The sequence below is a fragment of the Litoreibacter arenae DSM 19593 genome (assembly GCF_000442275.2).
GTDB classification, from domain to species: Bacteria; Pseudomonadota; Alphaproteobacteria; order Rhodobacterales; family Rhodobacteraceae; genus Litoreibacter; species Litoreibacter arenae.
In genome coordinates this window covers 509,399-534,919 of the sequence record NZ_KE557306.1, presented here as the reverse complement: position 1 = coordinate 534,919, position 25,521 = coordinate 509,399, and the positions used below count along the sequence as shown (strand labels likewise).

The 25,521-nt window shown below is 62.3% G+C and carries 26 protein-coding genes; 12 read left to right on the top strand and 14 right to left on the bottom strand.

Going from position 1 to position 25,521, the window contains the following annotated elements; genetic code table 11:
* Nucleotides 1–21 precede the first annotated feature (21 nt).
* Nucleotides 22–1,284 carry a phosphoribosylamine--glycine ligase gene (gene purD, locus THALAR_RS02780; protein WP_021099956.1) on the top strand — a complete coding sequence of 421 codons (1,263 nt, stop codon included), beginning with the start codon at nucleotides 22–24 and terminating at the stop codon, nucleotides 1,282–1,284.
* A gap of 71 nt (nucleotides 1,285–1,355) precedes the next feature.
* Here purD and THALAR_RS02775 read toward each other — a convergent pair whose 3' ends face one another.
* Together THALAR_RS02775 and THALAR_RS02770 are read right to left on the bottom strand one after the other, a co-directional pair.
* Complete coding sequence (locus THALAR_RS02775; protein WP_021099955.1) at nucleotides 1,356–2,099, bottom strand: FG-GAP repeat domain-containing protein; 744 nt, start codon at nucleotides 2,097–2,099, stop codon at nucleotides 1,356–1,358.
* Nucleotides 2,100–2,102: 3 nt separating this feature from the next.
* Nucleotides 2,103–2,426 (bottom strand): 2Fe-2S iron-sulfur cluster-binding protein, encoded by a 324-nt coding sequence (locus THALAR_RS02770; protein WP_021099954.1) that lies wholly within the window; start codon nucleotides 2,424–2,426, stop codon nucleotides 2,103–2,105.
* 204 nt (nucleotides 2,427–2,630) lie between these two features.
* Between THALAR_RS02770 and THALAR_RS02765 the strand changes: the two genes are divergently transcribed.
* Nucleotides 2,631–3,191 carry a peptidoglycan-binding domain-containing protein gene (locus THALAR_RS02765; RefSeq protein ID WP_021099953.1) on the top strand — a complete coding sequence of 187 codons (561 nt, stop codon included), beginning with the start codon at nucleotides 2,631–2,633 and terminating at the stop codon, nucleotides 3,189–3,191.
* Between the two features lie 6 nt (nucleotides 3,192–3,197).
* Here THALAR_RS02765 and THALAR_RS02760 read toward each other — a convergent pair whose 3' ends face one another.
* From THALAR_RS02760 to THALAR_RS02720, 9 genes are all read right to left on the bottom strand, one after another.
* Nucleotides 3,198–4,280: a hypothetical protein gene (locus tag THALAR_RS02760; RefSeq protein WP_021099952.1), complete on the bottom strand. Its 1,083-nt coding sequence runs from the start codon at nucleotides 4,278–4,280 to the stop codon at nucleotides 3,198–3,200.
* A 141-nt stretch (nucleotides 4,281–4,421) separates the two neighbouring features.
* A complete protein-coding gene (locus THALAR_RS02755) occupies nucleotides 4,422–5,918 on the bottom strand; it encodes a DegQ family serine endoprotease (RefSeq protein ID WP_051153556.1) in 1,497 nt (498 codons plus the stop codon).
* Nucleotides 5,919–6,161: 243 nt separating this feature from the next.
* Nucleotides 6,162–6,563, bottom strand: a complete 402-nt coding sequence (locus THALAR_RS02750) for a hypothetical protein (protein WP_021099949.1) — start codon at nucleotides 6,561–6,563, stop codon at nucleotides 6,162–6,164.
* Between the two features lie 95 nt (nucleotides 6,564–6,658).
* Nucleotides 6,659–6,862, bottom strand: coding sequence for a DUF2065 domain-containing protein (locus THALAR_RS02745; protein WP_021099948.1), 204 nt, complete (start codon nucleotides 6,860–6,862; stop codon nucleotides 6,659–6,661).
* Nucleotides 6,862–7,746: a protease modulator HflC gene (gene hflC, locus THALAR_RS02740; protein ID WP_021099947.1), complete on the bottom strand. Its 885-nt coding sequence runs from the start codon at nucleotides 7,744–7,746 to the stop codon at nucleotides 6,862–6,864. Before hflC ends, THALAR_RS02745 begins: the two co-directional genes overlap by 1 nt.
* Nucleotides 7,746–8,924: an FtsH protease activity modulator HflK gene (gene hflK, locus THALAR_RS02735; protein ID WP_021099946.1), complete on the bottom strand. Its 1,179-nt coding sequence runs from the start codon at nucleotides 8,922–8,924 to the stop codon at nucleotides 7,746–7,748. The genes hflC and hflK overlap by 1 nt, the downstream gene beginning before the upstream one ends.
* Before the next feature lie 78 nt (nucleotides 8,925–9,002).
* Complete coding sequence (gorA, locus tag THALAR_RS02730; RefSeq protein WP_021099945.1) at nucleotides 9,003–10,370, bottom strand: glutathione-disulfide reductase; 1,368 nt, start codon at nucleotides 10,368–10,370, stop codon at nucleotides 9,003–9,005.
* Between the two features lie 15 nt (nucleotides 10,371–10,385).
* Entirely contained in the window at nucleotides 10,386–11,174 is a 789-nt protein-coding gene (gene rpiA, locus THALAR_RS02725) for a ribose-5-phosphate isomerase RpiA (RefSeq protein ID WP_021099944.1), read from the bottom strand.
* Between the two features lie 343 nt (nucleotides 11,175–11,517).
* A complete protein-coding gene (locus THALAR_RS02720; RefSeq protein ID WP_021099943.1) occupies nucleotides 11,518–12,150 on the bottom strand; it encodes a thiamine diphosphokinase in 633 nt (210 codons plus the stop codon).
* Between the two features lie 225 nt (nucleotides 12,151–12,375).
* Between THALAR_RS02720 and THALAR_RS02715 the strand changes: the two genes are divergently transcribed.
* Nucleotides 12,376–14,643, top strand: a complete 2,268-nt coding sequence (locus THALAR_RS02715; RefSeq protein ID WP_021099942.1) for a midas domain-containing protein — start codon at nucleotides 12,376–12,378, stop codon at nucleotides 14,641–14,643.
* Between the two features lie 365 nt (nucleotides 14,644–15,008).
* Here THALAR_RS02715 and THALAR_RS02710 read toward each other — a convergent pair whose 3' ends face one another.
* Complete coding sequence (locus THALAR_RS02710) at nucleotides 15,009–15,230, bottom strand: DUF2842 domain-containing protein (protein WP_021099941.1); 222 nt, start codon at nucleotides 15,228–15,230, stop codon at nucleotides 15,009–15,011.
* A gap of 12 nt (nucleotides 15,231–15,242) precedes the next feature.
* A complete protein-coding gene (locus tag THALAR_RS02705) occupies nucleotides 15,243–16,538 on the bottom strand; it encodes an adenylosuccinate synthase (protein WP_040817083.1) in 1,296 nt (431 codons plus the stop codon).
* Nucleotides 16,539–16,679: 141 nt separating this feature from the next.
* Between THALAR_RS02705 and secG the strand changes: the two genes are divergently transcribed.
* Both secG and THALAR_RS02695 read left to right on the top strand, forming a co-directional pair.
* Nucleotides 16,680–17,045, top strand: coding sequence for a preprotein translocase subunit SecG (secG, locus tag THALAR_RS02700; protein ID WP_021099939.1), 366 nt, complete (start codon nucleotides 16,680–16,682; stop codon nucleotides 17,043–17,045).
* Between the two features lie 168 nt (nucleotides 17,046–17,213).
* On the top strand, nucleotides 17,214–18,857 hold the full coding sequence (locus THALAR_RS02695; protein ID WP_021099938.1) for a CTP synthase: 1,644 nt from the start codon (nucleotides 17,214–17,216) through the stop codon (nucleotides 18,855–18,857).
* 17 nt (nucleotides 18,858–18,874) lie between these two features.
* Here the strand turns inward: THALAR_RS02695 and THALAR_RS02690 are convergent, their stop codons facing one another.
* Nucleotides 18,875–20,422 carry an SLC13 family permease gene (locus THALAR_RS02690; RefSeq protein ID WP_021099937.1) on the bottom strand — a complete coding sequence of 516 codons (1,548 nt, stop codon included), beginning with the start codon at nucleotides 20,420–20,422 and terminating at the stop codon, nucleotides 18,875–18,877.
* A gap of 189 nt (nucleotides 20,423–20,611) precedes the next feature.
* Between THALAR_RS02690 and THALAR_RS02685 the strand changes: the two genes are divergently transcribed.
* The 7 genes from THALAR_RS02685 (at nucleotide 20,612) to THALAR_RS02655 (ending at nucleotide 25,518) form a co-directional block, all read left to right on the top strand.
* Nucleotides 20,612–20,905 (top strand): DUF1330 domain-containing protein, encoded by a 294-nt coding sequence (locus tag THALAR_RS02685; protein ID WP_021099936.1) that lies wholly within the window; start codon nucleotides 20,612–20,614, stop codon nucleotides 20,903–20,905.
* Between the two features lie 38 nt (nucleotides 20,906–20,943).
* Entirely contained in the window at nucleotides 20,944–21,390 is a 447-nt protein-coding gene (locus THALAR_RS02680; protein ID WP_021099935.1) for a tellurite resistance TerB family protein, read from the top strand.
* The gene (locus tag THALAR_RS02675; RefSeq protein WP_021099934.1) at nucleotides 21,387–22,130 is read left to right on the top strand and encodes a phosphate/phosphite/phosphonate ABC transporter substrate-binding protein; all 744 of its coding nucleotides are present in this window, start codon (nucleotides 21,387–21,389) and stop codon (nucleotides 22,128–22,130) included. Before THALAR_RS02680 ends, THALAR_RS02675 begins: the two co-directional genes overlap by 4 nt.
* An 84-nt stretch (nucleotides 22,131–22,214) precedes the next feature.
* Nucleotides 22,215–22,994: an ABC transporter ATP-binding protein gene (locus tag THALAR_RS02670; RefSeq protein ID WP_040817566.1), complete on the top strand. Its 780-nt coding sequence runs from the start codon at nucleotides 22,215–22,217 to the stop codon at nucleotides 22,992–22,994.
* Nucleotides 22,995–23,031: 37 nt separating this feature from the next.
* A complete protein-coding gene (locus THALAR_RS02665; protein WP_021099932.1) occupies nucleotides 23,032–23,763 on the top strand; it encodes a transporter substrate-binding domain-containing protein in 732 nt (243 codons plus the stop codon).
* An 85-nt stretch (nucleotides 23,764–23,848) separates the two neighbouring features.
* A complete protein-coding gene (locus THALAR_RS02660; RefSeq protein WP_040817080.1) occupies nucleotides 23,849–24,715 on the top strand; it encodes an ABC transporter permease in 867 nt (288 codons plus the stop codon).
* Nucleotides 24,712–25,518 carry an ABC transporter permease gene (locus THALAR_RS02655; protein ID WP_021099930.1) on the top strand — a complete coding sequence of 269 codons (807 nt, stop codon included), beginning with the start codon at nucleotides 24,712–24,714 and terminating at the stop codon, nucleotides 25,516–25,518. Before THALAR_RS02660 ends, THALAR_RS02655 begins: the two co-directional genes overlap by 4 nt.
* Nucleotides 25,519–25,521 lie beyond the last annotated feature (3 nt).

Genomic DNA, 25,521 nt, shown 5'->3' with positions numbered 1-25,521 from the left:
CAAACCGGAGGGAAAGCAGCGATGAACATATTGATCCTTGGAAGCGGCGGGCGCGAGCATTCTTTGGCGTGGGCCGTGATGCAGAACCCCAAATGCGACCGGCTGATCGTGGCTCCGGGAAATGCCGGGATCGCAGCCATCGCGGAATGTGCGACGCTTGACCTGATGAACCCCGACGCGGTGGTGGATTTCGCCCAGAACCATTCGATTGATTTCGTCATCGTCGGCCCAGAAGACCCGCTGGCCGCAGGGGTTGCAGACGCGCTGCAGGATGCTGGTTTGTTATGCTTCGGCCCCACAGCTGCGGCGGCGCGGCTGGAGGCCTCCAAGAGCTTTACCAAGGAAATTTGCGATGCGGCAGGCGCGCCGACCGCGGGCTACGCCCATTTCACCGATCTGGAGGCCGCAAAAGCCTATGTCGCAGCCCAAGGTGCGCCAATTGTGATCAAAGCCGACGGGCTGGCCGCAGGTAAGGGCGTTGTAGTAGCGATGGATCTTCCCGAGGCGTATGCGGCCTTGGACGACATGCTGGGCGGCGCTTTCGGCGCGGCGGGCGCCGAGGTGGTGGTCGAGGAATTCATGGAGGGCGAAGAGGCCTCCTACTTCCTGCTGTCAGACGGCAAGACCGTGCTGCCTATCGGTACCGCGCAGGACCACAAACGCGCCTTTGACGGTGACGAGGGCCCGAACACCGGCGGCATGGGGGCGTATTCCCCTGCTCCGGTGCTGACCGACGAGATTGCCGCCAAGGCGGTCGCCGAAATCGTACAGCCGACGATTGACGAGATGGCGAAACGCGGCACCCCCTATCAGGGCGTTCTCTATGTCGGCCTGATGATCAAGGATGGCCAGCCACGGCTGGTGGAATACAATGTGCGCTTCGGTGATCCGGAATGTCAGGTGCTGATGATGCGTCTTGGCGCGCAGGCGCTGGACCTGATGCTGGCCTGCGCCGAGGGGCGTCTTGACCAGACGCGGGTCAACTGGGCCGACGATCATGCGATCACGGTGGTGCTGGCGACAAAGGGCTATCCGGGGGCGTATGGGAAAGGCTCCGTCATCGGCGGGCTGGATGATCTGCCCGAGGACAGCGCCAACATGGTGTTTCATGCGGGAACGAAGCTCAGCGGCGGTCAGGTTACGGCCGCGGGCGGACGGGTGCTCAACGTGACGGCCCGGGGCGCGTCCCTGAAGGACGCGCGGGAGCGGGCCTATGCAATGGTGGAACGGATCGACTGGCCGGACGGGTTTTATCGCACCGATATTGGCTGGCGCGCGCTTTAGGCGTGTGGTGGAGGGGGCTCTGCCCCCGCCTGCGGCCCCCCGGAATATTTTTGCCAAGATGAAGCGCAAGCTTAGTTACACGACAGTGCGGCATTCAGAGACTGGCGGCTTTTATGTGGGCCCAGATCGCGAACGGTAAAGGCCGTGCCGTCGAAGCTCGTGGCAATGACGCGGGTCCAGTCGGCGGAGGCGGTGATCATTTCGGGCGTGTCGTCGCACAGGCGCAGGCCGCCGCCGATGTCACGCTCTCCGATGCGATGGTTGGTCAGGCCGGGCTGGTCGGCGACATGCATCAGAGCGCCATCGCGGAAGCGCCAGATGCGCAAGGTTTTCGCCAGATGCGGGCGGTCGATATAAGCCAGCTCGACAAAGCCGTCGCCGTCCAGATCGGCCACTCCGACAGGCGCGAGCCAGCGGTTCGCGCGGCCGATATGGGGCGTGGCGGCAATCTTGCCGGTCTCATCGTAGATCGCCAACTGCGCGCCGGTGTCGATCTGCGTCTCCACCACCACCACTTCGGGGAAGCCGTCGCCGTCGACATCGGCAAGTCGCGGGGCCACGTCTTCAAACACGCGATCCTTCGGCAGACGGATTTTCAGCGTGGTTCTGTTCGCCGCGTCCTCGATCACCAGCTCTAGCGCGCCCCACTCAATTGCATCACCAAGAATGCCATGGGCGTAGCGCGTGGTGGGCTCGGCGTAGCGCGCCTCGACTATTGTCTCAGCCGCGGCAGCCCCGCTTACAACAAGGCACGCGGCCAGCCACGCGCGGCGCACGAGACGGGGCAGCAAGCGCGACGGGAGACGCCGCGCCATCGCCTAGATCTGCTTTTCAGGCATGCGCACCACAAGACCGTCCAGCGCGTCGGAGACTTTCAACTGGCAGGTCAGGCGGGATTTCACCTCGTCCGGCTCGTAGGCGAAGTCGAGCATGTCCTCTTCCATCGCCTCCTTGGCCGGCAGTTTCGCCACCCAGGCCTCGTCCACATAGACGTGGCAGGTCGAGCAGGCACAGGCACCGCCGCAATCGGCCTCGATGCCGGGAATATTGTTGTCGCGGGCGCCTTCCATGACGGTCAGTCCGTTGGCCACATCCACGACATGCTCGGTGCCGTTATGCTCGATATAGGTGATTTTTGCCATCTGTCGGCCCCTGTCTTAGCGTTTGGTCAACAGCCATGTAGTGCAAGTATCACGGTTTTGCCAGACCCCGCGTCGCATGGCCCTGCGACCCGAAAGCCGCAATGATCCGCCTGCCGCCGCATCGGCGCTTGGCGCGCGGGGATAAGATGCGCTAACTTGCGTCAAACGCGGCGCAAGACCGCACCAATATAGGGCCGAGCAGCCATGTCCCGCATAATCCAGTTCCGCAGCCTTGCCGCTGCCCTTTTGCTTGCCGCACTCGCGGGCTGTGCGCCCGGAAACCCGGGGCCCGACGTGACCAAGCTGATATCGCCTACCCAGATCTTGGCGATCGACATGAAGCCCCCTGCCGACATGCCCGGCGTGTGCTGGGGGCATGTGCCGGGACCACAGGTGACCGAGATCGTGTCCGATATCGTGCTTGCCACGCCCGCCAAGATCGGGCCAGACGGCAACGAGATCGCCCCCGCCATCTACCGCGAGGTTACCCGCCCGCAGACCTTCAACGAGGGTGACGGGCGCTGGTTTACCCGCACCTGCGACGCCGACATGACGCCGGAATTCGTGATGACCTTGCAGCGGGCCTTGGCCGCACGCGGGCTATACAGTGGCGCGGTCAACGGCGTGATGGACCAGCGCACCCTGCGCGCGGTGCATGACTACCAGACGCCACAGGGTCTCGACAGCGCGATCCTGAGCCTGAGCGCCGCACGCCAGCTTGGACTGATCGCAGTGGAGCTGGAGGCCGGGCAAGACGCAGGCTAGAGCGGGTCAGGCAGTCGCCTGCAGCGCGTCATTGTCCGACGGGACGCCACATGCCCCGCAATACTTGTAGAACGAGTTTTCGCGTGTCCCGCAGCTGGAGCACCGGCTGAACAGGCAAAACCCGCAATGGACGCAGTAATCTTGGTGGGCTTCTGGCTGACTATCGCGCCCGCGCGGTTGCTTGGGGCCGAACTGGCGGTCGCAACTGGGACAGATGCCGCCGGAGATCTTCTTCACCGCGGTCTCGTATTCGATCAGCTGGCGCTTCTCGTTCTCGGGCCGTTGCTCCTCGGTCTTCTTGTTTTGCAAATAGCGCGTCATGCCCTTGATGGCGAAATGTGCCACCAGCAGGGCGAGAGCGATGCCCACCCCATACCTGACATAGCCGCCATAGGACGGCAGGTATGGCACCAGTTCGACGAAAAAGGCGAACAGCGAGAAGATGATAAAGCTGCGGTAGACCGGCCAGTAGCTGGACCCGCGTTTCTTCAAGATCAGCCATGCGGAAATCAGCAGCAGCGGCAGGGTCAGTGCCAATCGCAGGGCGAATACCTTCAAGACCTCAAGGTTGCGGGCCTGTTCATATGGGGCGATGGCGTCGGCACGGATGTCCTGTCGCTGCGCCCGCAGGTCCTGCAAGGCCCGCGTCTGCTCTGTCCTTGTTTGCTGAAGCTCCTCGATCACCCTTTGCGCCTTGCGTTCTTCGAGCTTGAGCAACTCGATGGCCTGCACCCGCTCGATCACCTCGGGGTTTTGCGCATCCGACCGGGTCGCGGAGCGGGTCTTGATCCAGTTCTCGAAATTCGCGCGCTGGTTCTGGTAGTCCAGCGTGCGGGAGTCGAGCCGGAACCGCGCATCCTCAAGGTCGTTCTGGTTGGCCCGCAAGGACGCCTCGAGCGCGTCGATTTCGGTCTCGACCGCGTTTAGCCGTTCGGTGTCGACGAACTCCTCCTGCGTGACCAGTTTTCCGGCGGTGGGCACGTCGGACATGATCAGCCCGCCCAGCTGGATCAGGAGCGACGCGATCACGATGGAGACCAGCCACATGGCCAAGCCATACCAGAACATGGGGCGGCGGATGGCTTTCATGGTGTGTCCAATACGTCTTGGGTCTGAATGAAACGATCGCTAGCAAATCGGCGGGCGTGCTGCAACAGAGGCGTGGCGCATCGCGCAAACGAAAAAGGGCGCCCAGATCGGGGCGCCCTTCTAAATCATCTGAAGTGGTGCTTACTCTTCGAGGCTGAGCGCCACGAAGCGCGGGTCGCCTTCACGCCGGATCAGCATCAGGAAGGACTTGCGGCCACCCTCCCTCGCCTCTTCGATGCGGGCTTCCAGATCATCTACGGAGGTGATCTTTTGCTGGCCCGCTTCCACGATCAGGTCACCTGCACGCAGGCCCTTCTCGAAGGCGTCACTGTCCTCGGCGACTTCCTTGACCACCAGACCCTCAACGCCTTCGTCCAGCGCCAGTTGCTCGCGCAGCTCGTCGTTGAGGACCGCGACAGTCATGCCAAGCACGGTGCTCTCCTCGGCGTCGGCCTTGTCCATCGCCACGGGAACGGCGGTGGCTTCGGCTTCCTCACGGCGGCCAAGGGTGACCTTCAAAGTTTCCGACTTTCCGTCGCGGATCACGACCACGCGGACCGCTTTGCCGACGGTGGTGTTACCCACCAGACGGACCAGCTCGCGGGTGTCCTCGACCTCTGCGCCGTCGAAGGTGGTGATGACGTCACCTGCCTTGATGCCGGCTTCCTTGCCGGGGCCTTCCGGCACGTCGGTGACCAATGCGCCCTTGGCGGATGCCAGTTCCAGCGCTTCGGCCACGTCCTCGGTCACGTCCTGAATGCGAACGCCCAACCAGCCACGGCGGGTTTCACCGAACTCCTTGAGCTGGTCCACAACCTTGGTGACCACGTTGGACGCCATCGAGAAACCGATCCCGATGGAGCCGCCCGACGGCGACAGGATCGCGGTGTTCACGCCGATGACTTCGGCATCCACGTTGAACAGCGGACCGCCGGAGTTGCCCCGGTTGATGGCGGCGTCGGTCTGGATGAAGTCGTCATAGGTGCCGGACAAGGCGCGGCCACGCTGCGACACAATCCCGGCGGAAACCGAGAAGCCCTGCCCCAGCGGGTTGCCAACGGCCACGACCCAGTCGCCCACACGGGCGGCGTCGCTGTCACCGAAGGACACGAAGGGCAACGGTTTGTCGCTTTCGACCTTCAACAGAGCAATATCGGTTTTCGGGTCGGTGCCGATCAGTTCCGCGTCCAGCTTCTCGCCGGAGAAGAACTCGACCTCGATCTCGTCGGCCTTGTCGATCACGTGATTGTTGGTGACGATATAGCCGTCCTCGGAAATCACGAAACCGGAGCCAAGCGCGGAGGACCGGCGCGAGCGCTGGCCGTCTTGCTGGCGATCAAGGAAGTCCTTGAAGAAATCCTCCAGCGGCGAGCCTTCGGGAACGATCGGCCGCGGGCCCTGATCCATGCCTGCCACGGTGGTGGAGGTGGTGATGTTTACAACTGCGGGGCTGACCTGATCGGCCAGATCCGCAAAGCTTTCGGGCATCTTGGCATTGGCGGAAATGGCCTGTGCGAAGACCAGCGCCAGTCCAAGCATCAACGCGGACACGCCCCGCGTCAGGCCCGTCTGCCTGTTTGTTTGAGTGAGAATATTTGCTTTCACGTTTTCGCTCCTCTGCGAACTCTGCCTGTTCATTGCTGCGCCGCCCCCACCCTGAAACAGGCTGGCTGCGCTGATGCACGCAATCTGTGCGTCTGCGCGGGGGTTATCAACCGCTGGTTCCGTCGCAATGCTTCAACTCACTGTGAGAGTTGTGACAGCGACGCGCAAGCGGGCATGGCGGACTGCCTGCACAAGGTCGGCGATTTCACGCTGCCGATTGGGGCCAATACACTCGAAAAGGTCCGCGCCTCGTCAAATGTCAGGATCAGCGTATCGTCATCGCAGTTGCGGATTTCTCTGCGCGGCCCTTGAAAGCGCCAGCGCAATCGCCAACCAGAATCCGGATCGCAGGACCATCGCCCCGACGGTGCGCCATTCAAAGGGCGTTCCACTCAAGGCCATTACCGCAAATATGGCGAAGACCAACAGCGTAGATGCCGCGATCAGCCATGCGACCAGCCGCGCCCAAGGTGCGCGAATAAACATCGCTACGGCCCCCAGAATATAGGCGAAACCCGCTAGAAAGTTGAACCAGAGCACAAGGGGAACCGCGTCGCCGACCGCTTCTCTTGCCGCAGCGCCGCCAAATAGCGCCGTGCCGCCGGAATATATCGTCGCCACGCCAAACAGCGCGGCGGGGATTGCAACAGGTCGAATCCATCTTGGAGACTGGGCCATCGGTAAACCCTTTCGGGGGGGGCGAGGACGTAATCCAGCTAGTCTGCATCGTTCTGGGCGAGACCGAATTGACCGGCATCAATACCCGCCCTCAATCATCCCGCGCCAAACGCCCCCTTGGCCAGCCAGACGCACAGAACACCCAGCGCCACGGCGACGAGGCCCATCATGCGGCGGGTGTCAGGCGGGATTTCCGCCAGCGCCTTCACGATGTCCTCCATACGCGAAGGGGCCAGTGCAAGCACCAGCCCCTCGACCACGAGCACAAGACCGATGGCCAGTGCAATATGGGTCAGCATCAGTTTGCCGCCGCGCCTTGATCGGACTTCAGGTAGTCGAAGAAGGCGTTGTCGGGGTTGATCACCAGCGTGGAGTTATCGCTTCGGATTGCCTTCTCATAGGCGTCCAGCGAGCGGCGGAATTCAAAGAATTCCTCGTCCGCGCCATAAGCGTCGGCAAAGATTGCGTTCCGGCGTGCGTCGGCTTCACCGCGGGTGATATCAGCGGTTTTCTGTGCCTCCGATACCAGCTCCACCTTGGTCCGGTCGGCTTGGGCACGGACGCGCAGGGCCGCTTCCTCACCACGGGCGATTTCGTCCGCGGCTTCGCGTTCACGCTCTGCGCGCATCCGGCTGAAGGTCGCGTCAAGGTTCTGCTCCGGCAGGTTTGTCTGCTTCAGGCGCACGTCGACGACCTCAAGGCCCAACGGCATGGCGCGGGCACGGGCCTGCGCGGTGATGCGCTGCATCAGCGAGGACCGGTCAGCCGACAGGATGGTGTTCGACGTCACACCGTCGGAACCCAGAACTTCCCGGATAACGGGGTTCAGGATGCCTTCCAGACGGTCCTCGGCGGCGCGCAGGCCACCGACACCAACAGCTTGGCGGAATTGCACGACATCGGCCACGCGGTAGCGGGCGAAGGCGTCGACCACCAGACGGCGGTCATCGGAGGGGGTCACCTCGGTCGGCACGGTGTCCAGCGCAAGGATACGGTCGTCATATTTGACCACGTCCTGGATGAACGGCACCTTGAAAGCCAGACCCGGCTCTTCCTTGACGGACTTGATCTGCCCGAATTGCAGCACCAGCGCCTTTTCCCGCTCGTCCACGATGAACACCGAGGACAGGATCACGAACAACACGCCGACGAGGGCGATCAGGGATATGGTTCCTTTGGTCATCAGTTAGACCCTCCGGTGGTAGTGGTGGTGGTGTTGGAGCCGGACCGGCGCAGCTCGTTCAGGGGAAGGTAAGGCACGACGCCCTGCCCCCCGCCGTCGGTTGGGCTGTCCAGTATGATCTTGTCGGCACCGCCATAAACGCGTTCGACTGTTTCCAGCCACAGACGCTTGCGCGTCACTTCCGGCGCTTTTTCGTATTCCTCCAGGATGGCGCTGAAGCGTGAAGCCTCACCTTCGGCCTGGTTGACCTGCTGGGCGCGGTAGGCTTCCGCTTGCTCCAGTAGCTGCGCGGCCTCACCACGGGCGCTGGCCAACACGCGGTTGGCATAGGCGTCGGCCTGACGTTGCAGGGTGTCACGTTTCTGCTCGGCGGCCTGCACTTCGCGGAAGGCGTCGATTACCTCGCGCGGCGGGTCGGCCTTGTCGAGGTTGAGACGCACGATATTCACGCCCGCATCATACTGGTCCAGCGTTTCCTGAATGAGCGTTTGCGTGGTGTCGGCAATCGACTGACGATCCCGGTTGAGGATCGGCGCCAGTTCGGAGCGGGCGATCACCTCGCGCATGGCCGACTCGGACACGGCGCGGATGGTTTCGCGTGGTTCTGCCAGATTGAACAGGAACTTGGCGGGGTCGTTGATGTTCCACACCACCTGAAAGTCCACATCCACGATGTTTTCATCCGTGGTCAGCATCAGCCCGCTCGAGGCGCTGCCACCGACACCGATGTCTTCGGTCTGCTCGCGGGTCACGGGCAGCACTTCGGCAGTGACCACAGGCCACGGCGCAAAGTTCAGGCCGGGGCTTCCCGTCGAGGAGTATTCGCCAAGGAACAGCTCGACCGACTGCTCTTCGGGCTTGACCGTATAGAACGACTGGAACAGCCAAAGCGCAACCGCGCCGAGACCGATCAGCACGAAGGTGCCTTTCGAGAAACCGCCGCCGGAGCCGGGCGTGCGCCCGCCGCCATTGTTGGAGCCGCCACCGCGGCCGCCCATCAGCACGCGCAACTGCTCCTGACCTTTTTTCATCAGCTCGTCGATCTCGGGGATCTGCGGGCCTTCTCCGCCGGGCTTGCGGCCACCGCCGCCCCCGCCAGAACCGCTCGATCCACCTCGATCATCTCCTCCGCCGCGGTTTCCACCGCCGCCCCAAGGTCCGCCATTGTTACCGGCCATGCAGCATTTCCCCTTATCAATTTCTCTTGTGTCTTGTGTTACGTTGTAAGTGGGCGTCTTGCCCTGAAAATCAAGCGCCTACGAGATGGTTCTGATCGGCTCTTTCATGGTGACCATCTCCTCCGCCATGGTGGGATGGACGGCGCAGACCTGATCGAACTGCGTCTTGGTCGCCCCCATCTTCACGGCGATGCCAGCCAGCTGGATCATTTCGCCCGCCGCGGGTGCCACGATATGGCAGCCCAGCACGACATCGGTCTTCTTGCAGACCACCAGCTTCATCAGCACCCGCGCGTCGCGGCCGATGAAGGCCTGCTGCATCGGCTTGAACGAGGTGGAGTATATATCGACCGGCCCCTTGCTCGCCGCCTCTTCCTCGGTCCAGCCGACGGTGCCCATTTCAGGCTGCGTGAAAACGGCGGACGGGATCAATTCGTGATCGACCGGCGTGGGGTTGCCGTTGAACACGGTTTCCACAAACGCCATGCCTTCGCGGATGGCCACCGGTGTCAGGTTCACGCGGTCGGTCACATCACCGATGGCGTAGATGGAGGGCTGGCCGGTCTGGCTGTACTCATCCACAAGGATCTCGCCCTTTCGGCCCAGCTTCACGTCGGTGTTCTCGAGGCCCAGCCCGTCGGTATTCGGCAGCCGGCCCGTGGCGAACAGCACTTTGTCATAGACCGCTTCCGACCCGTGAGAGCCCTTGACCCAGACGCCGCCATCCTTGGCCTTCATCTCCAGCACATTCGCGCCGGAATGGATGTCGATCCCCCCTGCCCGCATCTGGTCGGCCACCAGCCCGCGCGCCTCGTCGTCGAAGCCGCGCAACACTTGGGCGCCGCGATAGAAGATCGTGGTCTCGACCCCGAGCCCCTTCATGATGCAGGCGAATTCGCAGGCGATGTAGCCGCCGCCGACGATCAGCATGGATTTCGGCAGCTTATCGAGTTTGAAGATGTCGTCGGACACCATACCAAGACTCTCGTCGAAATTCTCGGAAGGCTTCATCGGGCGGCCGCCGGTTGCGATCAGGATATGCTTGGCGGTGATCTTGGTGCCGTTGGAGGTCAGCTTGACCGTGTGAGGGTCTTCGATGACCGCGCGACAGGCGTAAGTCTTGACGCCGGAATTATCGAGCAGCTTTTGATACACACCCTCCAGCCGGTCCAATTCACCATGCAGACGCTTGGAAAAAGACGACCAGTCGAAATCGCAACTGGTATCCACGTCCCAGCCGTAATCCTTCGCCTCGCCCAGCGTTTCACGATAGCCCGACGCGAAGACCATCAGCTTCTTGGGCACGCAGCCGCGGATCACGCAGGTGCCACCCAGACGGCTTTCCTCAGCCAGAGCCACCTTGGCCCCGCCCGCCGCCGCGACCCGCGCCGCGCGCACGCCACCGGAGCCGCCACCGATCACGAAGAGATCATAGTCGAATGTCATGTAAAGCCGTCCTTCTCAGTCTGCGATGTCGACGAACAGGTTGTCCGTCTCCGGCACGTCGATCTTCTCGTGTTCCACAGCGCCGTTGTTGATATCGCGAACTTCCACGGAGCCGTCGCCATGACCAATCACAACCACGTCACAAATGTCGATGAACAGCCCGTTCTCCACCACGCCGGGGATCTGGTTCATCACCAGCGCCAGCTGTCGCGGGTTGCCGATACGCTTAAGGTGCAGGTCCAGAATGAAGTTGCCTTCATCCGTCACATAAGGGGTCGCGCCGTTCATCCGCAGCGCGGAGGTGCGGCCCAGCACGTCGAGATTGACCAGCGTTTCCTCAACCAGCGCCTTGGTGGTCTGCCAGCCGAACGGGATCACCTCGACAGGCAACGGAAACGCGCCGAGCGCTTCGACCTGCTTGGACAGGTCCGCGATCACGATCAATTCGTCCGACGCGGTGGCCACGATCTTTTCCATCAACAGTGCGCCGCCGCCACCTTTGATCAGGTTAAGGTTGTGGTCATATTCATCCGCCCCGTCGATGGTCAGGTCCAGCCACTTGGCCTCGTCCAGCGAAACGACCGGCACGCCGACCTTTTGTGCCAGCTCCGCCGTGCGGGTGGACGTGGCAACGCCGGTGATCCTCAAGCCGTCGTCGCGGATGCGCTCGCCCAGGCATTTCACCATCCACGCCGCGGTGGAGCCGGTGCCAAGGCCCACCTTCATGCCGTCCTCCACATAGTCCACCGCGCGTTTGGCAGCGACGAACTTGGCCTTGTCGATGGGGGAAAGCGTGCCTGACATGGAAGTGTCCTCGAATAGTGTCCGACGCGCTTATACGCGCTAAGCGCGTGGGGGGCGAGACTTAAAGGGGCGAAAAATGCGGCTGGGCGTCAGGTAGTGCGTCGCCTCTCAATCTACACGCCGGTGCGCGGCGTAATCGTGCGATCATAGGCTGGGTTTCTCGGACACCAAGGCAAGGCTGCGCGGGGATGGCGGCATGGTAGACCAACACGTCAGGCGCATATGTATGAAAGCTGTAGTCGGGCATCTCGCTCGCTCGGGCAGCATCTGGGGGCAACCTGACAAGCGGAGGTTAATTCACAATCTCAGCCTGCGGATTAGTGCAAGGCATTCGCGCCAAGTTTTACGGAGTTCCGGTCAGACATTCCAACACTTCCGCGATATACTCGACCGGAAGCATAACCAGCATCAACCGCGCAGGCAGGGTAAGCGACACCGGACCCGTCACCTCGTTCGACGTGCCGACCCGCGTGGCGGGCGACATCGCGATACCCTCGATAGGATAGAGAAGCCCCGTGCTGCGCCCCTCGACCTGCCCCATGGGATAGAGAGAAAGCCGCGTGCCGACCGGCAGCTTGATCTGGAATTCCAAGGGCGCGAGGAAGCACAGGTCTTCCTCCCCCATCAGTATGCAGCGCTGGTCGGGGTGGCGCACCAGCGTCGTGCAGGCCGCAAGCTGGTGATCCAGCCGTCCGCCGGTGAACCCGTGCGCCAGAATGGCGCGGGCCGTGACCGAGCGCAGGCATTTGTCGAAATCGGTGCTGTCCTGCTCGGCGATATGATGCACCCGCGCCGGATCAAGCTTGGCCAGTGTCGCGTCGCTGAGACTATCCATGTCCCCGATCACCGCCTCGGGCTGCAAATTGTGTTTGACCGCAAGGTCAGCGCCGCTATCAGCGCAAACAAGAATCGGAGCTTTGATAAGCGATTGTTTTACATGGCGAAAATGTGTCGGCCCCCCACCCAAAAGTGTCATAAATAAGGGGGTCTGAACAATTTGTGCCATACTGTGTGTATTAATGCCCACACTGGAAACAAACGGCAACATTTCTAAGTATAAATCATCCTGAGTCGACGGTTTTTGTTTTGGTTCGGGAAATACCGGGTGGTAGTTTCATCAGGTGGTTGGGGAGAAAGTGAGTTTGCCGTGGTTGGTGAAAGTAAAATTCTAACAGTCTCGTATGGGACGTTTTCTTGTACGTTGGAAGGGTTCGATGAGCCGTTTTCGACGATGAAGGCCATTGCGGAATATTTCCGCGATTTGGCGGCTGATGACCGTTACTTCGGCGCGGAGCCTCCGACGCCGGATACCGAAATGCTGCACCAGATTGCAGAGCGCACGATCCAGCGCCGTGTCGCTGCCGAACTGGCAGAGAACGGGGTGATCCTGCGCCAGACCGAGGCCAACCAGAAAGCCGCCCCGGACGCCCCCGCCCTTGCGGTGGAAATGCCCAAGCCCGAAGCACGCGAAGAGCAGAGCGCGCCGCAACAGGCTCAGGTTATGCGGTCGGTTTCGGACGTGCCGAACGCGCCGCAGCAAACCCCTGTCCGCGCGGTGGTCGCCCCAACCATGGCCGCGCCGGAATTTGGCGGCGGTGATACGGTTGCCGAAAAACTGCAACGCATCCGCGCCGTGGTTGCCCGCGAAAACGCGGCCCCCGCCCCGTATAGCGAGGACCAGCACGCAGTGGAATTCAGCGCGTTGGACTATGAAGATGAGGACAAGGACACGCCGACCTCAGCGGTCGGCACATTCGCAGGCACGGGATTCGAGGACGAGGAAACGCTCGACTCCGTTGCAGCGGGCCTGACCGATTCCGACGCGTCCGAAGGCGTGGCGGAAGATGCGGCCTCTGACGAGGTGGAAGCCGAACAGCCGACCCAGACCGAGGCTATTGAAGAAGACCAGCCGAAGGACGAAGGCGAAGTCGCGCAAGAGATGGACGAGGCAAACACAGTCTCCGACGTCGAAGCAGACGATGCGACTGCTGCGGATGCAATTGAGGTTGCCGCCGACGCAGAGGCAGTCGCACCCGCTGACGAAGCCGACGACGCACAAGAGGCCGACGCCATCGATGAAGCCACCGAATCCGAGGCCTTGCATGACGCCGTTGCCAAGGAGTCGAGCGCCGAAGATATTAGCCCACTGCGCACCCAGCCTCGCCGCCGGATCGTCGTGGAGAAGATCTCGCGCGCCGAGATAGAGGCCGCTCAGGCCACCAAGGACGCAGAACTGCCGCCAGAGATGGAAGCCGAACTGTTGGCGGAACTGGCCGAGGTCGAGGCCGAGGTCACAACATTCGACTCCGCCGCCATCGAGAAAACCGAAGCGGAAGGCCCCGAGGCGGCTAACACCAAAGAAGAGTCGCAGGGTGACGACGCAGACGACATCCTGTCGCGTCTGAGCGCGTCTTTCGACGTGCCCTCCATGGAAGCGGACGATACAGCAAAAGCGCTTGATCTGGACAATGATGACAGTGCGGAAGACGTGCTGAAATCACTGATGAGCGACGATAGCGCTGATGTCGATCTGGACGAGGTGGAAACCGAAGTCGAAGCTGAAAGCGACGTCGAAGTCAAAGCGGAAGATCAGGACGACGCGGAACCCGAGGCTGAGGTCGCGGCAGAAGCGCAGCTGGAGGACGATGCGGACGCCGAAACTGAGGTCGAGGCCGAGGCGGAAGTCGACGCGCAGGCGGCGACTGACACTGACGAGACCGAAGCTCCACATCACGATGAGCCGAAGCGCAAATCCTTCGCCGCCATGGCAGAGGATGACGCGATCGAGCGGTTGATGAGCACCACCAGCTCGCGTCTGGAAAGCGATGAAAGCTCGGTCCGCCGCGCCTCCATCGCACATCTGAAAGCCGCCGTCGCTGCCACCAAGGCCGACAGAAGCATTGCGGAAGCCGCCGACAAGCGGGAGGAAGAGGAGCTTGACCAATACCGTGACGATCTGGCCCGTGTCGTGCGCCCCAGCCGCCCTGTCGCGTCGAGCAGCCGCTCGGACCGTCCGTCACCGCTGGTGCTGGTCAGCGAGCAGCGCATCGACCGTCCGGAGGAAGCCCCCGATGCTGTAGCGGCTTCCGCTGCCAGCGCCGACATCCGCCCGCGCCGCGTGACCCGTGGCAACCTAGCCTTGCAGGAAGAGATGGAAGAGGAGTTCGAAGACGAAAACCTTTTCGCGGAAAACAGCCAGATCACCTTCGCGGAGTATGCCTCGAAAGCCGGTGCGCTGGAACTTCCCGACCTGCTGGAAGCCGCCGCCGCGCATTACACCGAAATCGAGGGGGCTGAGCACTTCACCCGCCCGATGCTGATGCGCAAGCTGGCGCAAGTCTCCTCCGGTCCTGAAGGCCCCTCGCGCGAAGATGGCCTGCGCGCCTTCGGCACGCTGTTGCGGACCGGCAAGATCGTCAAAACCGACAACGGCAAGTTCCAGCTCTCCAAGAGTTCGCGCTTCGCCTAAGAGGCCCGCTGGCCGGGTCTGCTCCCGGTTGGGCACCAACCACGGGACGGGGGATGCAGCAATGCGTCTCCCGTTTCGCGTTCTCAGGCACGGGTTTTGCCGCGTCGGGGGAGATCCCCCACGCGGTGTGTTGTATCTCGGTGCTGGAGTTAGAAAAGGCGGCGCCGCCGATATGGCTCTGCCGGACAGGGTTTTACCCCCGCATGTCCTTTAGGGCATGACAGCCCCTGCTCACCGGTGATTTTCGGACTGCCCCACGAGACCGGAGCTTTTCCGGCGCGCAGGATCCTGAACCACTTTGTTTGACGTCGAGCGGGGGTATAGCCCCCGCACGGTTAACACAGCCCTAGGGCAGCGTTCGCAGCCTACTCGTCCGCGTCGGGGTCGGCTTGGCCGACGCCTTTGAAGATGAACTTGAACGGCAGCGCCCAGACGATGCCGAGGCCCAGATAGATCGCAAGCTCCACCAGCACGTTGGGCCGCTCCAGCAAGGAAACCGCCCACCACGCCACGGCGATATAAAGCGGCAAACCAATCACCAGGATTACCAGCGCCCAACGGCGGCGGGCTTTATAACTTAGGGCCACGCGGGAGCCTCCTTAGTCAGCGAACGGGTCGGTTACCAGAATTGTGTCCTCACGCTCCGGCGAGGTGGAGAGTAGCGCGACGGGGCAGTCAATCAACTCTTCCACGCGGCGGACGTATTTGATCGCCTCCGCAGGCAGGTCGGCCCAGGACCGCGCGCCTTCGGTCGATTGCGACCAGCCGGGCATCTCCTCGTAGATCGGTTTGCAACGCGCCTGCGCCTCGGCGGCGGTCGGGAGGTAATCGAGCCGCTCCCCGTCCAGATCATAGGCCACGCAGATTTTCAGCGTCTCGAACCCGTCCAGCACATCGAGCTTGGTCAGCGAAATTCCGTTGATGCCCGAGGTCGCGCAGGTCTGGCGCACCAGACAGGCATCGAACCAACCGCAGCGCCGCTTGCGGCCGGTCGTGGTGCCGAATTCGTGGCCACGCTCGCCCAGCCGCTGGCCGTCGGCGTCCTCAAGCTCGGTCGGGAACGGCCCCTCGCCCACGCGGGTGGTGTAGGCCTTGACGATGCCCAGCACGAAATCAATCGCCCCCGGCCCCATGCCGGAGCCCGTCGCCGCCTGCCCCGCGATCACATTCGACGAGGTGACGAACGGATACGTGCCGAAGTCGATATCCAGCAGCGCCCCCTGCGCGCCCTCGAACAGGATGCGTTTGCCCGCCTTGCGCTTTTCGGCCAGCACCTTCCAGACAGGCGCGGCGAAGGGCAGAATCTGGGAGGCGATGCCGCGCAGATCGGCCAGCAGCGCGTCGCGGTCCACAGGCTCTATGCCAAGGCCTTTGCGCAGCGGGTCGTGGTGTTGCAAGGCGCGGTCCACGCGGGCGACCAGCGTGGCATCATCGGCCAGATCGGCCACGCGGATGGCACGACGGCCGACCTTGTCCTCGTAGCATGGCCCGATACCGCGGCCGGTGGTGCCGATCTTGGTACCCTTGCTCGCGGCTTCCTCACGGGCGCGGTCCAGCTCGCCGTGGATCGGCAGGATCAGCGGCGTGTTCTCGGCGATCATCAGCGTATCCGGGCTGATCTCGACGCCCTGCTCGCGCACCGTGGCGATTTCCTTCATCAGGTGCCACGGGTCCAGCACCACACCGTTGCCGATGACCGACAGCTTGCCGCCGCGCACCACGCCGGAGGGAAGCGCGTGCAACTTGTAGACCTTGCCGTCGATGACCAGCGTGTGGCCCGCGTTGTGACCGCCCTGAAAGCGCACGATCGTGTCTGCACGCTCCGACAGCCAGTCGACGATCTTGCCCTTGCCTTCGTCGCCCCATTGCGCGCCGACAACTACCACATTGGCCATGCTGAATTCCTTGTCCCGGAGATTAAACCCGCGCCCGTATACAAGCGCCGCCCGATGGGGGAAAGCCTCAATTGGCGGGTTGCGCCACGACGCCGCCCCTACTACATACCACCAAACAATTGCGTCATAGGCCCCTGCCCCATGGAAAACATCGTTCTCACCGTCCATCTGATCATCGCTTTGTGCCTGATCGGTATCGTGCTGATCCAACGCTCCGAAGGCGGTGGCCTTGGCATGGGTGGCGGCGGCGGTGGCGGCGCGATGTCGGGTCGTCCTGCGATTTCCGCTCTGGGCAAGCTGACATGGCTTTTCGGGATCGCCTTCGTGATTACCTCGATCAGCCTGACGGTTATTGCCGCGCGCAATGCCGATGGCGGCTCGGTTCTGGATACCGGTGCGGTCACCGCGCCTGCGCCGACCGACGCGCCCGCAGGCGATGCGTTGCTGCCACCCACGCTGCCGTCGACGGGTGATGCCCCGCTGGCCCCGCCCCGCGTCGACGAGTAACGGCAAATACCCACTAGTTCTGGGCGGTTAAGCAAAACCGCCCACATAATGTTGCGGCACGCGGTTGCGGGAGTGCTGCGAATCCTTTATGGCTTAAATCCCGTGAGTAAGGGCATCTTGATGCCTTGAAACACCAATAATTTCAGGTAACGCGGGACATATCCAGCCATGGCAAGATTCGTATTCATCACCGGCGGGGTGGTCTCCTCCTTGGGCAAAGGTCTGGCCTCCGCGGCCCTTGGCGCCTTGCTGCAAGCCCGTGGCTATTCCGTGCGCCTGCGCAAGCTGGACCCCTATCTGAACGTCGATCCCGGCACCATGAGCCCGTTCGAGCATGGCGAGGTGTTCGTCACCGACGACGGGGCGGAGACAGATCTGGACCTTGGCCACTATGAACGCTTCACCGGCGTGGCGGCGCGCAATACCGATTCCATTTCCTCGGGGCGCGTCTATTCCACCGTGCTGGAAAAAGAGCGTCGCGGCGACTATCTGGGTAAAACCATTCAGGTGATCCCGCACGTCACCAACGAGATCAAGGATTTCATCGCCATCGGCGAGGACGAGGTCGATTTCATGCTCTGCGAAATCGGCGGCACCGTGGGCGATATCGAGGGCCTGCCCTTCTTTGAGGCCATCCGCCAGTTCAGCCACGAGCGTGATCGTGGGCAATGCCTGTTCATGCACCTGACCTTGCTGCCTTATCTGGCCGCGTCCGGCGAGTTGAAGACGAAGCCCACGCAACACTCCGTCAAGGAATTGCAGTCCATCGGCATTGCGCCCGACATTCTGGTCTGCCGCTCCGAGCATCCGATCCCCGAGAAGGAACGCGAAAAGCTGGCGCTGTTCTGCAACGTGCGCCCCGACAGCGTGATCGCGGCCTACGACCTGGACTCGATCTATGACGCGCCGCTGGCCTATCACAAGGAAGGGCTGGATCAGGCCGTTCTGGATACGTTCGGCATCGCCCCCGCGCCGCAACCGAAGCTGGGCGTCTGGGAAGACGTGTCCGACCGCGTCCACAATTACGAGGGCGAGGTGCGTATCGCCATCGTCGGCAAATACATCCAGCTTGAAGACGCCTACAAGTCGATCAAGGAAGCCCTGATGCATGGCGGCATGGCCAACCGCGTCAAGGTCCGCGTCGACTGGGTCGACGCGGAGGTGTTCGACCGCGAGGACGCGGCCCCGCATCTGGAAGGCTACCACGCCATTCTGGTGCCCGGCGGCTTTGGCGAGCGGGGCACCGAAGGCAAGATCAAAGCGGCGCAATTCGCCCGCGAGAAGAAAATCCCCTATCTGGGCATCTGCCTTGGCATGCAAATGGCGGTGATCGAGGCGGCGCGCAATCTGGCCGGGCTGGTCGATGCGGGGTCGGAGGAATTCGACCACGAGGCGGGCAAGAAGCGGTTTACGCCGGTGGTCTACCACCTCAAGGAATGGGTGCAGGGCAGCCACAAGGTCAAGCGCTCCGAGACCGACGACAAGGGCGGCACGATGCGGCTGGGCGCCTACAAGGCCAAGCTGCTGGAAGGCTCCAAAGTGGCGGAGGTCTACGGCACCACCACGATCGAGGAACGCCACCGTCACCGCTACGAGGTGGATATCCAGTACAAGGAAGAGCTTGAGAAAAACGGGCTTATCTTCTCCGGCATGTCACCTGACGGCAAGCTGCCCGAAATCGTGGAGGTCAAGGACCACCCGTGGTTCATCGGCGTGCAGTTCCACCCCGAACTGAAATCCAAGCCTTTCGCGCCCCACCCCCTGTTCCGCGACTTCGTGCGCGCCGCCAAGGACAATTCAAGGTTGGTTTAAGGGGCGTTCCCTACCCCTCAGAATGTCAAACCGAACACCAGACGGCCGATCAGCGCGAACGCCCCGAATGTCACCGCGATTGCGATGATATTCAGCATGAACCCCGCGCGTACCATGTCCGAAAGCGTCATGCGTTCATAGGAGAAGACAATCGCGTTGGGGGGCGTCGCAACCGGCATCATGAACGCCATCGACGCCCCAAGCGCCACTGGTATCGTCAGCACGCGCGGATCGAGGCTGAGACCTATCGCAACCGCGCCCAAGATGGGCAGGAAGGTCGCAGTCGAGGCGGTGTTGGACGTGATCTCGGTCAGGTAGACCATCGCAATCGTCATCACCAGCACCAGCAGCATCGTGCTGATCTTGATGCCTCCGACCGCATTGCCGATCCACTCGGCAAGGCCGGACGACCCGAAGCCGCTGGCAAGGGCCAGACCTCCGCCGAACAGCAACAACACGCCCCAAGGCACGTTGCGCGCCGCTTCCCAGTCGAGCGCGAATTCCCCGCGTTTGGCCGAGATCGGGATGGCAAACAGCAGCATCGCCGCGGTGAGCGCGATGATCGTGTCATGGATAGGAAGGCCGGTCATATCGGCCAGCAGCGAGCGGAAAATCCAGCTGAACGCCGCCCCGAGGAAGACGATACCCACCAGCTTTTCACCCCGGCTCATCGGCCCCAAGGCGGCAAGCTCGCGGTCAACGACGCCACTCGGGTCCTCGATTGCGATCTTGTGCGACGGAAACAGGAAACGGGTGAGCAGGAACCACGCAATAGGCAGCATGATCACGACCACTGGCACCCCGAGCAGCATCCACCGGAAGAAGGTGATCTCGATGTCGTAGGTGCTTTGCAGGAAGCTCGCCAGCAGCGCGTTGGGCGGCGTGCCGATCAGGGTGCCCACCCCGCCGATTGATGCCGCGTAGGCGATCGAAAGCATCAAGGCGACACCGAAATTGCGCACCATTTTGTCGTCGTCGGTCTTTTGCTCAACGAAGTCGATCACCGAAAGGCCGACGGCGTACATCATGATCGTCGTCGCCGTGTTGGATATCCACATCGACAAAAATGCGGTCGCGATCATGAACCCCAGAATGATCTGCGCGGGCGATGCCCCGATGGCGGCCACAATTCTCAGCGCGATGCGCCGGTGCAGCCCCACGCGCTGCATTCCTGCCGCCAGAAGAAAGCCGCCCAAGAAGAGATAGATCAAGGGATTGGCGTAATTGGCCGATGTCGCCTTGATGTCGGCAATCCCCAGCAGCGGCATCAAAACGATCGGCAGAAGCGCGGTTGCGGGAATTGGCACCGCTTCCGTCAGCCACCACACGACCATCCAGACAGTCATGGCGACCAGCCTCCAAGCCTCCAGAGGCATTGAGTCCGGCGCAGGAAGGAAAAGGATCAAAAGCGCAAGAAGCGGGCCACCGATCAGGCCGATCAGCCTGATACCGGTGACAGGAACGTCGGCGGTCGGCTCTCGGTCTGCATAATCCGGATCGCGGCGGTCGCCCGGCGCCAGGTAATCTTCGTCATGCGCATGTGGTGTGGGTTTTTCCTGAGTCACGACGCCATCCTTCAATAAATGTTAGCAATGATACCGTTCTACACCCAAATCTAGACCGCACCAAATGACGGCTGGCAAGCAGTGTTATCTTCATCAGCAGACCTGCGCAGCTCGCAGCCGCACGCCTTCCCCCTTTGACATCTCCCTCAAGGCCTCGCTTAATACGCCCGTTGTCACAGGAGGACCCGCATGCCCAAGGCCTATTGGATCGCCCATGTGGAGGTCTCGGACCCAGAGACCTACGAGAAATACAAAGCCGCCAACGCCGCTCCATTTGCTGAATACGGCGCACGGTTCGTCGTGCGTGGCGGGGCGCAGGACGTGCGGGAAGGCGAGGCGAAATCCCGCACTGTGGTGATCGAGTTCCCGTCGCTTGAGGCGGCAAAAGCCTGCTATGACAGCGCGACCTATCAGGCGGCCAAGGCGATCCGCGACCCGATCTCGCAAGGCGATCTGGTGATCGTCGAAGGCTATGACGGCTAACTCTTGACACCACTCGCGCCGGACTATCCTTTAGCCCCATGTTAGCAGATTTTTTCAAACGCCTCACCGCCGCCAAGGACGAAACGCTGGAACCAAGCGACGCCCGCCTTGCGCTTGCCGTGTTGCTGGTCCGCGTGGCCCGCGCCAATGACGACTATGCCCGTAGCGAGGTCGCTAAGATCGACGTTATCCTGATGCGCCACTATGATGATCTGGACGCAGACGGCGCCGCTCAATTGCGCGCGCAAGCGGAAGAGTTGGAAAACACCGCGCATGACACGGTGAAATTCACCCAAGCGGTGAAAGAGGCGGTGCCGCTTGAAAACCGCACCGAAATCGTTGAATCGCTGTGGGAACTGGTGCTGGCCGACGGCGAGCGCGACCATGAGGAAGAAGGCGCCTTGCGCCTGATCGCGCCGCTTTTGGGGATCAACGACCGCGACAGCGCGCTTGCCCGCCAAAGGGTCGAAGCGCGGGAGGGATGATTGCCAGCCTGCCGATGTACGACCGGCCGGAAACGGCTGCGGTCAATGACCGGCTATGGCAGTTGATCCGCGAGTACCTGCCCTTCGACGCGCCCGACGCCCTGACCCGCAACATCCCCGACCTGATGGCGCACTGGCAATCGCCCGACCTGCTGCTGTCGCAAACCTGCGGCTTCCCATACCGCGCCTTGCTGGCGGGCAGGGTCAAGCTGGTGGCAACGCCTGTGCTGGCGCTCGACTGCCCTGCGGGGCACTACCATTCAGTCATCATCGCGCACCGACGCCGCAACGGCGCGGCGCTGGCGGAGTTCGACGGTGCTGTGGCGGCATATAACGACCCGATGTCGCAAAGCGGCTGGGCCGCGCTGCATGGGCATTTCACGGATGCGGGCCTGTCTCTGGGCCAATTGCTGGAGACAGGCGCGCACCGTGCCTCCGCCAAGGCAGTAGCAGAAGGTCGCGCCGATATTGCCGCCATCGACGCGCTGACATGGCAGATGATCCGCAGATGGGATACCTTCGCAGAGGAGTTATGCGAGATCGCCCGCACCACGCCGACGCCGGCCCTGCCCTATATCTGCGCCCCACGTTTCGACGCAGCCGCGATCGCTCATGCGCTGAGCCAGGCGATCACGATGCTGGCTCCGGAGGACCGGACGCGGCTGGGGCTCGTCGCGGTCACGCAGTTGGGGCGGGATGCCTATCTGGCGGTCCCGACACCTCCGCCGCCTGCAAGCTAACCCAGCGTCATGGGCCAAAACCCCATTGCAAACCCAGCAAAATTCGGCCCTACTGCACAACTGTTAATCAATCTGCGAGTTTACGTGTCTGCCAACACGCCCCCCGTTCTGGAAATCCGCGACCTGCACAAGGCCTATGGTGCGCTGGAGGTTCTCAAAGGCGTGTCGCTCTCCGCGCAGGCCGGGCATGTGGTGTCGCTGATCGGCTCTTCCGGCTCCGGCAAGTCCACCTTGCTGCGTTGCGCCAACCTGCTGGAAGACAGCCAGCAGGGCGAGGTGTTGTTCTGTGGTGAACCGGTGACGTGGAAAGGCCACGGCATGAACCGCCGCCCCGCCGACCACAAGCAGGTGACCCGCATCCGCACCAACCTGTCGATGGTGTTCCAGCAGTTCAACCTGTGGGCGCATATGACGATCCTGCAAAACGTGATGGAGGCCCCCTTGACCGTGCTGGGAGAGGACCGCGCGGTGGTAGAGCCCCGCGCCCGCGCCCTGCTGGACAAGGTGGGCATCGGCGACAAATGCGACGTCTACCCCGCCCAGATGTCGGGCGGGCAGCAGCAACGCGCGGCGATTGCACGGGCGCTTTGCATGGAGCCGAAAGCGCTGCTGTTCGACGAGCCGACCTCCGCCCTGGACCCTGAGCTGGAGCAGGAGGTGGTCAAGGTCATCAAGGACCTCGCCAACGAGGGCCGCACCATGATTATCGTGACCCATGACATGCGCCTTGCGGCCGATGTCAGCGATCACGTGATCTTCCTTCACGAAGGCAAGATCGAAGAAGAAGGCGCGCCGGATGAATTGTTCGGCAAGCCCAAAACGGAACGGTTGCAGCAATTCCTGAGCGCCACCGTTCCGGCCTGAACCCTAAAAAACGACCTACCAACAAGGAGAACCCAACATGAAAAACCTGATCCTCGCCACGACCGCTCTGGTCCTGTCCGCAGGCGTTGCACTGGCCGACGGCCACGGCAAGACCATCCGCATGGGCACCGAAGGCGCCTACCCTCCCTACAACTTCATCAACGACGCCGGCGAAGTCGACGGGTTCGAGCGCGAGCTGGGCGACGAGCTGTGCAAACGCGCGGAACTCACCTGCGAGTGGGTCACCAACGAGTGGGATAGCATCATCCCGAACCTCGTGTCCGGCAACTACGACACCATAATCGCGGGCATGTCGATCACCGACGAGCGTGACGAAGTCATCGACTTCACCGATCCCTATACCCAGCCCGACCCGTCCGCTTACTTGGGCATGTCCGACGACATCGACCTGTCCAGCGCCGTGATCGCGGCGCAGGCTGCGACCATTCAGGCCAGCCACGTCGCCTCCATGGAAGGCGCGACGCTGGTGGAATTTGCCACCCCCGAGGAGACCGTCGCAGCCGTCAAGAACGGCGAAGCTGACGCGGTTCTGGCCGACAAGGCCTTCCTCGAGCCGATCGCAGAAGCCGAGGCCGACCTGACGCTGATCGGTGACGACGTGCTGCTGGGTGGCGGCATCGGTCTGGGCGTGCGCGAAAGCGACACCGAGTTGAAAGAGACCTTCAACAAGGCCATCCAGTCGATGAAGGCCGACGGCTCGCTCAACGCGCTGATCGAGAAGCACCTGCCCGGCTCCGCCACGTTCTAAGTGACCCTGTTGGGGTGAGGCACATCGCTTCACCCCATCACTGCTTCAAAAATACCTGAATCCAGACCTCTCGACAGGCTCCCCCATCTTTAGCTATTGCGCCGACCCATCAACCCTTGAGGGCCTGTCCTGGCTCAGCTGCTACCTGACGACAGGCAAGCATATGGGGTTCTATTGGGCGTTCGGCACCGTGCTGATCCTGCTGGCCATCACCGCCCCCGCCGCGCTGGTGTTCGGCTTCGGTGGCGCCATGGCGGCCCGGTCCAAAATCCTGCCTCTGCGCTGGTTCGGCAAAAGCTACATCTCTATCGTGCGCGGCGTGCCGGATATCGTGTTCTTCCTGTTCTTCGTCATCGCGTTGGATCAAGGGTTCGAATGGCTCCGCCACCAGTATCTCTGCCCGGACTGGGACCAACCGATCCGCCAGGGCAACGACTTCGTCGTGTGCCAAGCCGCCAAGCTGCCCCAAGGCAACGCGCCCCAATGGGTGCATGAGGTCTACGGCTTCTTCACCGCCGTGCTGACCTTCGCGATCGTGTTCGGGGCCTTTGCTGCCAACGTGCTCTACGGTGCGATGAACGCGGTCCCCAAGGCGCAGATCGAGACCGCGCATGCCTATGGCATGACCGCCGCGCAAACCTTCCGCCGCGTGACCGTCCCGCAGATGTGGGTCTACGCCCTGCCCGGCCTGAGCAATCTGTGGATGGTCCTGATCAAGGCCACGCCACTCTTGTTCCTACTGGGCGTCGAGGACATCGTCTATTGGGCGCGAGAGCTTGGCGGCACCAAGACCCCGCGCTTCACCGATTACCCGCATGGCGATTGGCGGCTGTGGTATTTCCTTGCCCTGCTGGTGTTCTACCTCGCCTTTACCAAGGTCTCGGAAGTCGTTCTGGAACGGGTCATGAAGCGCCTCACCCACGGCCAGGCCACCTTGGGTGGCAGCCAATGAGCTGCTGGGACACCGTTCAGGCCTATGCCTTCCGCAGCCTCGGCTATGGCGAGCGCCTTCTGCCGCGCGACGATTTCACCATTTGCCAGCAGATGACCCTGATCGGCTCCGGCTTGATCTGGAACATCTATTTCGGTGTGCTGGCCCTTATTGCAGGCTTCTTCCTCGCCAACGCTTTGGCGATGGCCAAGGCGTCGGCCAACCCGTGGCTGCGCAAACCGGCCAACGGGTTCATTCTGGTCTTCCGTGGCTCGCCCCTGTTCATCCAGTTCTTCCTCGCCTATTTCCTGTTCCTCAACCTCAAGCAGTCCACCGGCGGCTTTGCCTGGCTGACATCCGCTTGGGCGGGTGCGCTGGTCGTGCTGTTCCTCAACACCGCCGCCTATTCCGCCGAGATCCTCTACGGCGCCCTGCGCTCGGTCCCCAAGGGCGAGGTCGAGGCCGCTGACGCCTATGGCATGGCCGGCTGGACCCGCTTCCGCCGCGTGGTGTGGCCGACAATGCTGCGGCTGGCCTGGCCCGCCTATACCAACGAGGCGATCTTCCTGTTTCACGCCACCACGCTGGTCTTCTTCTCGGGCTTCCCCGCTTTCCAGCAAAAGGGCGACGCGCTTTACTATGCCAGCTACTTCGCGGACAAGACCTTCAACCCGTTCATCCCCTATCCGATCGTGGCCGTGTATTTTATTATTCTGACACTGGCCCTGATCGGGGTTTTCGGGCTTGTAAACAAGTATCTGAACCGCCACCTCCCACAAGAACAACGGCGCAAGCTACGCTTCCGCCCCCAGATCATCAGGTAAAAC

Bases quoted from the DNA above. Each gene is read 5' to 3' on its own strand.
- purD (WP_021099956.1), top strand. From the start codon at position 22: ATGAACATATTGATCCTTGGAAGCGGCGGGCGCGAGCATTCTTTGGCG.
- THALAR_RS02775 (WP_021099955.1), bottom strand. From the start codon at position 2,099: ATGGCGCGGCGTCTCCCGTCGCGCTTGCTGCCCCGTCTCGTGCGCCGC.
- THALAR_RS02770 (WP_021099954.1), bottom strand. From the start codon at position 2,426: ATGGCAAAAATCACCTATATCGAGCATAACGGCACCGAGCATGTCGTG.
- THALAR_RS02765 (WP_021099953.1), top strand. From the start codon at position 2,631: ATGTCCCGCATAATCCAGTTCCGCAGCCTTGCCGCTGCCCTTTTGCTT.
- THALAR_RS02760 (WP_021099952.1), bottom strand. From the start codon at position 4,280: ATGAAAGCCATCCGCCGCCCCATGTTCTGGTATGGCTTGGCCATGTGG.
- THALAR_RS02755 (WP_051153556.1), bottom strand. From the start codon at position 5,918: ATGAACAGGCAGAGTTCGCAGAGGAGCGAAAACGTGAAAGCAAATATT.
- THALAR_RS02750 (WP_021099949.1), bottom strand. From the start codon at position 6,563: ATGGCCCAGTCTCCAAGATGGATTCGACCTGTTGCAATCCCCGCCGCG.
- THALAR_RS02745 (WP_021099948.1), bottom strand. From the start codon at position 6,862: ATGCTGACCCATATTGCACTGGCCATCGGTCTTGTGCTCGTGGTCGAG.
- hflC (WP_021099947.1), bottom strand. From the start codon at position 7,746: ATGACCAAAGGAACCATATCCCTGATCGCCCTCGTCGGCGTGTTGTTC.
- hflK (WP_021099946.1), bottom strand. From the start codon at position 8,924: ATGGCCGGTAACAATGGCGGACCTTGGGGCGGCGGTGGAAACCGCGGC.
- gorA (WP_021099945.1), bottom strand. From the start codon at position 10,370: ATGACATTCGACTATGATCTCTTCGTGATCGGTGGCGGCTCCGGTGGC.
- rpiA (WP_021099944.1), bottom strand. From the start codon at position 11,174: ATGTCAGGCACGCTTTCCCCCATCGACAAGGCCAAGTTCGTCGCTGCC.
- THALAR_RS02720 (WP_021099943.1), bottom strand. From the start codon at position 12,150: ATGACACTTTTGGGTGGGGGGCCGACACATTTTCGCCATGTAAAACAA.
- THALAR_RS02705 (WP_040817083.1), bottom strand. From the start codon at position 16,538: ATGGCCAATGTGGTAGTTGTCGGCGCGCAATGGGGCGACGAAGGCAAG.
- secG (WP_021099939.1), top strand. From the start codon at position 16,680: ATGGAAAACATCGTTCTCACCGTCCATCTGATCATCGCTTTGTGCCTG.
- THALAR_RS02695 (WP_021099938.1), top strand. From the start codon at position 17,214: ATGGCAAGATTCGTATTCATCACCGGCGGGGTGGTCTCCTCCTTGGGC.
- THALAR_RS02685 (WP_021099936.1), top strand. From the start codon at position 20,612: ATGCCCAAGGCCTATTGGATCGCCCATGTGGAGGTCTCGGACCCAGAG.
- THALAR_RS02680 (WP_021099935.1), top strand. From the start codon at position 20,944: ATGTTAGCAGATTTTTTCAAACGCCTCACCGCCGCCAAGGACGAAACG.
- THALAR_RS02675 (WP_021099934.1), top strand. From the start codon at position 21,387: ATGATTGCCAGCCTGCCGATGTACGACCGGCCGGAAACGGCTGCGGTC.
- THALAR_RS02665 (WP_021099932.1), top strand. From the start codon at position 23,032: ATGAAAAACCTGATCCTCGCCACGACCGCTCTGGTCCTGTCCGCAGGC.
- THALAR_RS02655 (WP_021099930.1), top strand. From the start codon at position 24,712: ATGAGCTGCTGGGACACCGTTCAGGCCTATGCCTTCCGCAGCCTCGGC.